General features: G+C 68.9%; 7 protein-coding genes. 2 read left to right on the top strand and 5 right to left on the bottom strand.

Features of this window, described 5'->3' with window-relative positions; all coding sequences use genetic code 11:
* Positions 1–957: 957 nt before the first annotated feature.
* The 3 genes from ACZ7OI_RS33350 to ACZ7OI_RS33340 form a co-directional block, all read right to left on the bottom strand.
* The gene (locus ACZ7OI_RS33350) at positions 958–2,541 is read right to left on the bottom strand and encodes an amidase (RefSeq protein ID WP_470268037.1); all 1,584 of its coding nucleotides are present in this window, start codon (positions 2,539–2,541) and stop codon (positions 958–960) included.
* 43 nt (positions 2,542–2,584) lie between these two features.
* On the bottom strand, positions 2,585–3,928 hold the full coding sequence (glnA, locus tag ACZ7OI_RS33345; protein ID WP_470268036.1) for a type I glutamate--ammonia ligase: 1,344 nt from the start codon (positions 3,926–3,928) through the stop codon (positions 2,585–2,587).
* A 64-nt stretch (positions 3,929–3,992) separates the two neighbouring features.
* Positions 3,993–5,273: an MFS transporter gene (locus ACZ7OI_RS33340; protein ID WP_470268035.1), complete on the bottom strand. Its 1,281-nt coding sequence runs from the start codon at positions 5,271–5,273 to the stop codon at positions 3,993–3,995.
* Between the two features lie 92 nt (positions 5,274–5,365).
* On the opposite strand from ACZ7OI_RS33340, the gene ACZ7OI_RS33335 reads away from it, so the two are divergent.
* Entirely contained in the window at positions 5,366–6,001 is a 636-nt protein-coding gene (locus ACZ7OI_RS33335) for an LppX_LprAFG lipoprotein (protein WP_470268034.1), read from the top strand.
* Here the strand turns inward: ACZ7OI_RS33335 and ACZ7OI_RS33330 are convergent.
* Together ACZ7OI_RS33330 and ACZ7OI_RS33325 are read right to left on the bottom strand one after the other, a co-directional pair.
* Positions 5,998–7,374, bottom strand: a complete 1,377-nt coding sequence (locus ACZ7OI_RS33330; RefSeq protein WP_470268033.1) for an alpha/beta hydrolase — start codon at positions 7,372–7,374, stop codon at positions 5,998–6,000. The genes ACZ7OI_RS33335 and ACZ7OI_RS33330 overlap by 4 nt on opposite strands.
* 35 nt (positions 7,375–7,409) lie before the next feature.
* On the bottom strand, positions 7,410–9,032 hold the full coding sequence (locus ACZ7OI_RS33325; RefSeq protein WP_470268032.1) for an alpha/beta hydrolase: 1,623 nt from the start codon (positions 9,030–9,032) through the stop codon (positions 7,410–7,412).
* A 100-nt stretch (positions 9,033–9,132) separates the two neighbouring features.
* Here ACZ7OI_RS33325 and secA2 point away from each other — a divergent pair, with 100 nt between their 5' ends.
* Entirely contained in the window at positions 9,133–11,472 is a 2,340-nt protein-coding gene (secA2, locus tag ACZ7OI_RS33320) for an accessory Sec system translocase SecA2 (protein ID WP_470268031.1), read from the top strand.
* Positions 11,473–11,496 lie beyond the last annotated feature (24 nt).

Here is an 11,496-nt window from a genome sequence, read left to right as displayed (position 1 = left end):
AGTTCACTAGCACACTGTTGAGTTCTCAAGCAACACACCCCGAACCAGCCCCGGAATCAACCAGGCCAAGCTCGATGCGTTATTTCAAGCTTTTGGTCGAGCATGCCGGTACCTACAAGCTAGTCGTAGGGAGTCGGCGGCCGCTCGTGGGCCGACGCTGAACATTACCTGGTCCGTTTCGCGGTGTCAACCCGCTCGGCCCTGGCTCCTGATCGGTGAGGCTTTCGGCCCCGCCGGCCCGGTGTTCCTGGCGACGAAGAGAAGATTACATGCCTTCCAACCACCCGAAAACAGGGGGGTCACTTAACGGCATCGACGCTGGTCAGAGCCTTGACAGCGGGCCGATTCGACCGGTTCGCGGGCGACTGGACGCCTCCGGAGGAGCTCCGGACGGCCCTTGAGTGACCCAGGTCTCCGCCCGAACGCCCTCGATCCAGCCCGGCCGGGCCCAAGCCCACTCCCTCGCGGCCCGACGCGCAACCCAATTACGCAGGTCAGCCGACTGCCCGAACGATCCGCCGCCAGCTCCGGCCGCAAAAACGCCGCGGGCCAGCCGACCGCCCGGCCCGCCCCGCCCACGAAAACGCCGCCGAGCGCCCGAACGATCCACCGCCAGCTCGGCCGCGAAAAGCCGCCAGCCGACCGCCCGGCCAGGTCTGGCGGATCCACCGTCAGCTCCGCCCGCACAAAAGCCGCCAGCCAGCCGACTGCCCAGCCAACCCCGGCCGATCCGCAAACCGCCCCGCCGAAACGAAAGCCGCCGGTCAACCAACCGCCCCGCCAGCCCCGGCCGTTCCGCCACCACCCCCGACGAAACGAAAGCCGCAGGTCAGCCAGCCGCCCCGCCAGCCCGGCCGATCCACAACCACCCCCGCCGAAACGAAAGCCGCCGGTCAAGTGCAGTGCACTGACCGGCGGCCGACAAACCTTCACCCGCTCCGGGCAACCCCAAACGGCTTACCCAGGCAACCGAGGCAAGTACCGAGGCGGAACCCGAACCGGCGCCACCCGCGTGTAGTCCGCGGCCAGCGCGAGCATCTTCCCGTCCGTCCACTGTCCGCCCATGAACGAAATCCCCACCGGCAGCGGTCCGACCGAACCGGCCGGGACGGTGACGGCCGGGTAGCCCGCCACCGCGGCCGGGGTCGAGGACGGGATCACGTCGTTGTCGCCGACCTTGCAGTCCGTCTTCCAGGCCGGCGGGTTCGTCGGCGACGCGATGGCGTCCAGGTCGTACTTCGCGAGGGTCTCGTCCAGCGACCGGCGCGACAGGTCGGTCAGCTCGGCCCGGTTCTTCAGGTAGGCCGGATCCTGCGGGCCGGGCGCGGCGAGCGCCTGCTCGAACAACTCCTGACCAGCGAAGCAGGTGCGTTCCAGCGGGTCAGCGCGGTTGTACGCGACGAGGTCCGCCAGGTTCCGCGGCCCGGTGGGACGCGTGGCGAGGTAGGCGTCGATGTCCCGGTGGAACTCGGTCAGCAACGCCGGGAACTCCAGCGCCGAGAGCCGGTCCTGGTACGGCAGGGTCACCTCGACGACCGTCGCGCCGGCACGTTCCAACGAAGCTTTTGTCTTGCTGACCACGGCATCCGTGTCCGGGCCGAGCACCGGCAGCCGCCACAGGCCGATCCGGGCGCCGCGCAGGACGCCGGGGCGGAGGAGTTTCGCGTAGTCGGTCGGCTGGGTCGACGGGTAGCGCAGAGTGGCCGGGTCGGACGGGTCGCGGCCCTGCAGCACCGAGAGCGTCAGCGCGGTGTCGACGACGTTGCGCGCGATGGGTCCCGCCGTGTCCTGTTCCGCGGAGATCGGCACGACGCCGGTGCGGCTGACGAGCCCGAGGCTTGGTTTGTGGCCGACGGTCGCGGTCATCCCGGCCGGGCACACGATCGACCCGTCGGTCTCGCTGCCGATCGCGACCTGCGCGAGCGACGCGGCGACTCCGGCCGCGGATCCGGCGGACGAACCGCACGGGTTGTGGTCCAGCACGTACGGGTTGTTGGTCTGCCCGCCGACCCCGGACCAGCCGGAAGTCGGCTTCGCCGCGCGGAAGTTGGCCCATTCCGACAGGTTCGCCTTGCCGAGGATCACCGCGCCCGCGTCGCGCAGCCGGGTGATCAGCGTGGCGTCCTTGGCCGGACGGCTCCGCAGCGCGCGCGAACCGGCGGTGGTCTGCTGGTCCTGGGTGTCGACGTTGTCCTTGACCAGCACCGGGATCCCGTCGAGCGGACCGCGGGTGCGGCCGGTCCGGTGCCGGAGGTCGCTGGCCGCGGCCTGCGCGAGCGCGGCCGGGTTGAGCGCGAGGACGGCGTTGACCTTCGGGTCCAGCACCCGGATCCGGGCGAGGTACGCGCTGGTCAGCCGGGTCGCGGTGAGCTGGCCGGCCGCCATCCGGTGCTGCAGGAACGGGATGTCGGCGCGGTCGAGGTCGAAGTGCAGTTCGGCCGGGTCCGCGTGGTCACCTTGCATCGCGACCGCCGGCGGCGCGGTGGCCAAGCCCGCCGCCGCGACCAGTGCGGCGAGTACGGCGGGCAGTCTTTTTCCCATGTTCCGATGCCTCCCCAACGTCGGAGCACGGCCCGGGGGCTCCTCAGAGCATCGGCAACAGGGTCCGGAGCTCGTACGGAGTGACCGCGCTCCGGTAGTTGTCCCACTCGACCCGCTTGTTGCGCAAGAAGAAGTCATAAACGTGCTCGCCGAGCGCTTCCGGCAGCAGCTCCGACTTCTCCATCTCGGCGAGCGCCTCGCCGAGGTTCTGCGGCAACTGCGAGTAGCCGGCGGCGCGGCGTTCGGAGTCCGACAGCTGCCAGATGTTGTCCTCGGCGGGCGGCGGCAGCTCGTAGCCCTTTTCGATGCCCTTCAGCCCTGCGGCCAGTATCACCGAGTAGGCCAGGTACGGGTTGCACGCCGAATCGAGCGTCCGGATCTCCACGCGCCGCGACGAGGCCTTGCCCGGCGAGTACATCGGCACGCGCACGAGCGCCGAGCGATTCGCCCTCCCCCACGACACCGTCGTCGGAGCCTCGCTGCCGCTGATCAGCCGTTTGTAGGAGTTGACCCACTGATTGGTGACGGCGGAGATTTCCTTGGCGTGGTGCAGGACACCGGCGACGAACGCCTTGCCGGTCTCGGAAAGCTCGTGCGGATCCTCCGCGTCGTAGAACGCGTTGCGGTCGCCTTCGAACAGGCTGACGTGGGTGTGCATGCCGGAGCCGGGCTGGTCGGTGAACGGCTTCGGCATGAAGGTCGCGCGCACTCCCTGGGTCAGCGCGACCTCCTTGACGACGTAACGGAACGTCATCACGTTGTCGGCCATGGTCAGGGCGTCGGCGTAGCGAAGGTCAATTTCCTGCTGCCCCGGCGCGCCTTCGTGATGGCTGAACTCGACCGAGATGCCCATCGCCTCGAGGGTCTCGATCGCGTGCCGGCGGAAGTGGGTCGCGGTGGCGTGGCTGGCCTGGTCGAAGTAGCCGCCGTTGTCGGCGGGCTCGGGCTCGCTGCCGTCGTCGGGGAGGTTGGCGAGCAGGAAGAACTCGATCTCCGGGTGCACGTAGCAGGTGAACCCGGCCTCGCTGGCCTTCGACAGCTGGCGGCGCAGCACGTGCCGCGGGTCGGCCCAGGACGGCGAACCGTCGGGCATCGCGATGTCGCAGAACATCCGCGCGGAGTACGGGCTGCCGTCGGGGGTCTCCCATGGCAGCACCTGGAAGGTGGACGGGTCGGGCTTGGCGACCATGTCCGATTCGTAGACGCGCGCGAAGCCTTCGATGGCCGAGCCGTCGAAGCCGATGCCCTCGCTGAACGCGCCCTCCAGTTCGGCGGGCGCGACCGCGACGGACTTCAGAAATCCCAGCACGTCGGTGAACCACAGGCGAACGAAACGGATGTCGCGCTCTTCCAAAGTGCGGAGCACGAATTCCTGCTGGCGATCCATGGCCGAACCCTAACCAGCACGTGTTAACGCCATGTTTCACGGGTCACCCCCGTTGGAGTCGGATTCAGGCCAGTGCGGCGAGCTGGGGTTTGCCTGACCGGGTGATCGACAGCGAAGCGACCGAGGCGATGACCGCGAGCCCGGCGGCGACGTACCAGGCGATCGCGTAGTCGCCGAACTGGTCGCGCACCGCGCCGGCGGCGGAAGCGGCGAACGCCGCGCCCAGCTGATGGCAGGCGAAAACCCAGCCGAACACGATCGGACCGGCTTCCCCGAAAGAGCGGATGCAGAGCGCGACCGTCGGCGGAACGGTCGCCACCCAGTCGAGGCCGTAGAACAGGATGAACGCCCACATGCTCGGCTGGACCGAATTCGTGAACAGCTGCGGCAGCAGGGCGAGCGAAACTCCCCGCAACGCGTAGTAGACGCCGAGCAGGATCCGTGGGTCGACACGGTCGGTGAGCCATCCCGACGCGATCGTTCCCACCACATCGAAGACGCCGACCAGCGCGAGCAGGCTCGCCGCGGTCGTCTGCGGCATGCCGTGGTCGTGCGCGGCCGGGACGAAGTGCGTGCTGACCAACCCGTTCGTGGTCGCCCCGCAGATGGCGAACCCAACGGCCAGCAGCCAGAACGTACGGGTGCGCGCGGCCTGGAACAGCACGGTCAACCCTCGGCGGACGGTGCCGACCTTCGGTGCCGGACGCTCCACTTCGGTGCCTTCGGGCGCTCCGTACGCGACAGTGCCGACGTCGGCCGGGTGGTCGCGTACGGCCAACAGCACGACCGGGACCACCGCGAGAGCCGCGATGGCGATGACCATGGACGCCGTCCGCCAGCCGTCGTCCACCGCGAGCGACGCGATCAAGGGCAGGAAGATCAGCTGTCCGGTCGCTCCCGCAGCGGTCAGGACGCCGGTTACGACGCCGCGGTGACGCACGAACCAGCGCGTCGCGACCATCGCGGCGAAGCTCATCGCCATCGAGCCGGTGCCGAGGCCGACGAGCACGCCCCAGCAGAGGATCAACTGCCAGCTGGCGCTCATGAAGACCGTGCCGCCCGCGCCGAGAGCGACGACGCACAGTGCGGTAGCCGCAACCCGGCGGATACCGAATCGCTCCATCAACGCCGCGGCGAAGGGTGCGAAGAGGCCGTACAGGACGAGGTTGACCGAGACGGCCGACCCGATCGTGGCGCGGGACCACCCGAACTCTTGGTGCAGCGGATCGATCAGGACACCCGGCGCGGCGCGGAAGCCGGCGGCGGCGAGGAGGGCGACGAACGCGGCCGCCGCGACGAACCAGGCGCGGTGCAGGCGGCGGGCAGGACGAGTCTCAACGGTCACGAGCAGTCAGTCTGGTGTGCGGCGGGCCCGATCGACAGTGGCCGGAAGGACACCATCCGAAAGGATCGGGCCAACCGAGTAGGCTCTCGGCCATGCTCAGCCGACGTGTCCTGCCGGCGCTGCTGCTCCTCGGGCTGGTCGGCGGTTGCACCGCGGCACCCCCATTGCCCGCGGCGGACGGATTGCTCACCGCCGCCAAGGAGAACTTTTCCCACGTCGCCAGCCTGCACTTCTCGGTCGGCGTCAACGGGGTGCTTCCCGGCCTGCCGATGACCAAGCTCGTCGGCAACGCGACCCTCAAAAGCGGCGGACAGGCGAGCGGCAGCGCGGAATTCACCGATCGGTCGTTCTCGTTCACCGTCTCCGGGCACACCGCGACCGCCAAGGACACGAAGGGTCGCGAAACGAACGGCCCCACGCCCTTCACGGTCGGCCGGTTCCTCGGCCCGCACGGCGGCCTCGTCCGCCTTCTCGGCTCGCTCCAGCAGCCGAAAACCGAAATCCGCGAGACGATCCAGCACGTCGACGGCTACCGCGTCGGCGGAACCGTGCCCCAGGCCGTCGCGGCGACGCTGGTGCCGCAGATCCACGCGGACGTGAACGTGAAGATCTGGGTGACGGCGGCCGAACCGCGCCGATTCGCGCGGATGTGGCTGCAGGTGCCGCCAGCGACGAACCGCGACAGCCCGGTGATGTACGAAGTGCTGCTGACGGATCAGCAGCCTTAACAGCTGCCGCCTTGGGCGCTCGCCGTGACGAGGTAAGCCGTTGCCGCTTTGTCGACACAGGTGTTGCCCTTGAGGAACGCTGCGTGCTGTACGTCGTCGACAGTCAGCAGTGCGGCGTTGAGATCTTTCGCGAGCGCCACGCCCTGACGGTAGGGCGTAGCCGGGTCGTGCGTGGTCGAGATGACGAGCGCCTTCGGCAGACCAGGTGCGGACGGACGGTGAGGCTGCGAGGTCGGCGGTACGGGCCAGGTCGAGCAGGTGTCGAGTTCGTGCGCGTCGGGCGAGCTGCCGGCGAGGAATGGTGCGCCGGTGAGCATTTGGCGATGCGCGGCGTCGATGGTCGCGCGGTCGGTGACGCGGTTGTAGTCGACGCAGCGGACGGCGTAGTAGGCGTCGAACGCTCCGCTGTAGTGGCCGTTCTGGTCGCGTTGGTAGTAGTCGTCGGCCATCTGAAGCAGCTTCGCGCCGCGGTGCTGGGTAGCGAGTTCTTCCAGCGCCTGCTGCAAATTCGGCCACTGCGCGCGGGAGTAGAGCGCGGCCTCTGTCGCGGTGACGGCGTCGGAGAAGGACAGTCCACGGCCAGGAAGCGCAGGGGCCGGAGCACGGGCGATTCGCTGGAAAGCTGCGGTCGCGTCGCCGGTTAGCGGACAGCCAGGCCGCTTCGCGCACCACTGCGCGAAGCGAGTGAAGGCGTCCTGAAACCCGGCGGCCTGGGCGATCAGTGTCTGCGACAAGTCCTGTGCGGGGTCGATGGCGCCGTCGAGGACCATGGCTCGCACTTTGTCCGCGTACGCCTCTGCGTACGCCGAACCGATCTGCGTGCCGTATGAGTACCCGAGGTACGTGAGCTTCGCGTCGCCGAGAGCAGCGCGAAGCGCGTCAAGATCGCGTACGACCTCTCGCGTGCCTACGTGTGCGAGGAACTCCGCGCTCGTCTTCGTGACGCAGCTGGACGTACTCCCGACACCTGACGCACGCGCGGCGTCCTGTTCGGCGTCGGACCGGCAGCTGATCCGCGGTTCACTCGCGTGAACACCGCGAGGATCGAAGCCAACCAGGTCGAACTGCTCGGCAAGCTTCCCCGCAGGCCGCACCAGCGTGGCCGCCGCTGTCATGCCCGAGCTGCCCGGCCCGCCAGGGTTGAGCACGAGAGACCCGATCCGATGTGCCGGATCTGCGGCCCGATGACGCAGTAGACCGATCGACACCGTGTCGCCCTGCGGGTTCGCGTAGTCGAGCGGCACCGTCAGTCGAGCACAATCGACCGACTGATCTGCGTACAGAGCCTTCTCGAAAGCTGTCTGCGCGTACGGCGCGCACGGCCCCCACTCGAGCGCCGCGCGCTGGCTCGCGCAAGCCGTGGCGGCGAGCATCGTCGCCACCACAGCTGTCGCGAGCCAGCGCAATCTCAACTGGCCTTACAGCGAGTGCCGTCCGGTGGTGTCGTGCCGTCGATCAGGTAGTCGGTCCCTGCCTTGTCGACGCACGCGTTGCCCTGCAGGAACACCGTGTGCTGCGTGCCCTCGAAGGTCAGCAGTGAACCCTTCAGCGCCTTCGCGAGATTCACGCCCGCCTGATACGGCGTCGCCGGGTCGTTAGTGGTCGAGATCGTCAGAGTCTTCGGCAGGCCTTCGACGTTCGGCTCGTGCGGCTTCCCCGTGTTCGGCACTGGCCAGAACGCGCACGCGTCGCGGGCGGAGCTGGCTTGACGGCCGTCGTCGAGAAACGGTGCAGCCTTTACGTATTTCTCCTGGCCTTCGAGGATCTGCTTCGGATCGGTGACACGCGGGTCGTCAACGCAACGGATCGCGATGAAGGCGTCCTGCGTGGTGCCGTAGCTGCCGTCCGGATTGCGCTCGTTGTAGATGTCGGCCAGTTTCTCCAGCGTCGCGCCGCGCTGCAGCTTCAGCTCGTTCAGCCCGGTGTTCAGGTACTCCCAGAGACTCTGCTGGTAGAGGGCCTGTATGGCACCAGTGGTCGCGTCGTCGTACGACAGCTTGCGGCCGTCGCCCACCGGCACGGGGAAGTCGATCAACCGGCGCGTGAGGTCTTGGAACTGCTTCGTCGCCGAGGCCGGATCATGGCCGAGCGCGCAGTCCTGACGCGCCGCGCACCACTTCGCGAACTCGTTGAACGCCCCGCCGAAGCCTTGGCCCTGCGCGACGAGTGAGTCCTCCGGGCTCTGCGTCGGATCGACAGCACCGTCGAGAACGAGCGCGCGCACGTTCTTCGGGAACGTCTCCGCGTACGTGGATCCGATGCGCGTGCCGTACGAGTAGCCGAGGTACGTGAGCTTCTCGTCGCCTAGGACGCTTCGCAGCACGTCCATGTCCTTAACGACATCGCGCGTACCGACGTGCGCGAGCATGTCGTCGCCGTACTTCGTCCGCTGTGTGCACTTCGCGGCGAAGTCCTTCTGTTCCGTCTCCTGCTTCGCGACGCCGGCGGGAGAACCGTCGGTCTCGCTGTCGTCGGCACGGTCGGCGTCACGCTCGGGTCCGGTCAGGCATTTGATCTGCGGTTCGCTGGCCCCGATCCCCCGCGGGTCGAAGCCGACGAGGTCGAACCGGTCGCCGAGATCGGACTTCGACACCTGGTCGAGCAGGCCCGCCGCGGCGACCATGCCCGAAGCACCCGGTCCGCCCGGGTTCACCACGAGCGAACCGATTTTCTGGCCCGAATCGCTCGCGCGGTGCCGCAGCACGCCGATGGTGATCGTCTGCCCGTCCGGTTTGTCGTAGTTCAGCGGAACCGTGAGCCGTCCGCACTCGATTCCCTGCGTCTTGAAGGCGGATCGCGCGTCGTCCGAGGTCGCGTAGGGTGCACACGCGGACCAGGACACGCTCTGCCCGTAGAACCGCTCCAGTCCGGCGGGCACCGGGCCCACCGGCGCGTGCGATTCGACAGTCGGCGCGAGCGCGGCCTGGCCGGGCTTCGACGAGCACGCCGCGAGCGTGGTCGCGAGCAGGCCGACAGCCGCTAACGCGACGAACGGATGGACTTTCGGGCTGGCGCTGGGATGACGTGGCACGGTTTGATCGTGCCATCCGGGCGTGGAACTCGAACGCACCGTCGGCGCGTTGGGCAGTGCGGGGTGCGACCGGAGACACATCGACACGAGGAGACCAGGGGTGGCACTGATCAGCCGGGTGGGCAAGCGGCTCCGCCGGATCATCCAGCGGCCGGGCAGCGTCGAGCTGACCCGTTACGAAGCGCTGCTGCCCGCCGTCGAGAAGCTCGAACCGGAGCTGGAGAAACTCGAGGACGCCGAGCTCACCGAGCGCGCGGGCAAGCTGCGAGACGCCATCGACGGGGCCGCCTCGTTCACCGACAGCCAGCTGATCGAGATTTGCGCGCTCGGCCGCGAGGCCGCCCGGCGCAAGCTCGGCGAGCGGGCCTTCGACGTGCAGTTGCTCGGCACGATGGGCCTGCTCACCGGCCACGTAGTGCAGATGGAGACCGGTGAGGGCAAGACGCTCGCCGGCGCGCTGGCCGGCGCCGGGTATGCGCTGCGCGGCCGCCGGGTGCACGTGGTCACGGTCAACGACTACCTCGCCCGCCGCGACGCGGAGTGGATGGGCCCGGTGTACGAGCTGCTCGGCGTCACCGTCGGCTGGGTCGAACCGGCGCATTCGAAGGACGAGCGCAAGGAGGCCTACGGCAAGGAGGTCACCTATGGCGCGGTCGCCGAAATCGGCTTCGACGTGCTGCGCGACCGCCTGGTGACCAACGCCGACGACCTGGTGCAGAAGGCTCCCGAGGTGGCGATCGTCGACGAGGCCGACTCGGTGCTGGTCGACGAGGCGCGCGTACCGCTGGTCATGGCCGGTTCGATCGACCACAACGACGCCGACGAGGAGGTCGCCAAGATCGTCCGGCGGCTGCGGCTCGGCCTGCACTACGAGACCGACTCCGAGGGCCGCAACGCGTGGCTGACCAGCGCGGGCGCGTCGGTCGTGGAGAAGTCGCTCGGCGGCGTCGACCTGTACGACGAGTCCGGTTCGGACCGGCTCGCCGCGGTGAACGTCGCCCTGCACGCGCACGCCCTGCTCACCCGCGACGTCGACTACCTGGTCCGCGACGGCAAGGTGCAGCTGATCAACGCCGCCCGCGGCCGCGTCGCCGAACTGCAGCGCTGGCCGGACGGCCTGCAGGCCGCGGTCGAGGCGAAGGAGCAGGTCACCGCCACCGACCGGGGAGAAATCCTCGACTCGATCACCGTGCAGGCGCTGCTCGCGCGCTACCCCGAGGTCGCGGGCATGACCGGTACCGCGGTCGCGGTCGCCGAGCAGCTGCGCGAGTTCTACAAGCTCGAGGTCGCGGTGATCCCGCCGAACACCCCGAACGTCCGAGAGGACCTGCAGGACCGCGTTTTCGCCTCGCCGTCGCAGAAACTGCGCGCGATCGAGGAGGAGATCCGCACGGTGCACGAGACCGGGCGGCCGATCCTCGTCGGCACCCAGGACGTCGCCGAGTCCGAGGAGCTGGCGGAAAAGCTGGCGAAGGCTGACCTGCCGTGCGTCGTGCTGAACGCGCGCAACGACGCCGAAGAGGCCGCGATCATCGCCGAGGCGGGCAAGAAGGGCGCGGTCACCGTGTCCACGCAGATGGCCGGTCGCGGTACCGACATCCGGCTCGGCGGCAGCGACGGCGCGTCCCGCGAAGAGGTCGCTGAGCTGGGCGGCCTGCACGTGATCGGCACCGCGCGGTATCCGTCGAGCCGCCTCGACGGGCAGCTGCGCGGCCGGTCCGGACGTCAGGGCGACCCGGGCAGCGCGATCTTCTTCGCGAGCCTCAACGACGACCTCGTGCTGTCGAACGCGCCGGACCTGCCGGACGGCATCGACGCGGACACCGAGACCGGCGAGATCACCGACCCGGCCGCGCACCGGCAGCTCAACCATGCCCAGCGCGTGGCCGAGGGCGTCGACCTGGAGATCCACCGCAACACCTGGCGCTACACGCGGCTGATCGAACGGCAGCGCGCCGAGCTGCTGGAGCACCGGGACAAGGTGCTGCACACCGGGCTCGCCGCCGAGGAGCTGGAGAAGGCGCAGCCGGAGAAGTTCGCCGAGCTGAAGGAAAAGCTGGACGACGAGGCACGGCTCGAGCAGGTGTGCCGCGAGGTCCGGCTGTTCCACCTCGACCAGCTGTGGTCGGATCACCTGGCGTATCTCACCGACGTGCGCGAGAGCATCCACCTGCGCGCGCTGGCCCGCGAGACGCCGCTGGACGAGTTCCACCGCGCGGCGATCCCGGAGTTCCACAAGATCATCGCCGAATCCGCCTCGCGGACGGCGAAGACGCTCGAGGAAGCCGAGATCACCGACAACGGCCTCGACCTCGAGGACGTCGGCGTGCGGCGGGCGAACACGACGTGGACGTATCTGGTGCACGACAACCCGTTCGACTCGGACTTCGAGCAGACGGTCAAGAAGGTGCGCAGCATGATGCGGATGAAGAAGTCCTGATTCCCTCTTTCGAAGGGCCCCTCG

This window comes from Amycolatopsis sp. NPDC114503 (assembly GCF_055633655.1).
This window is presented reverse-complemented; position numbering and strand designations above follow the sequence as displayed.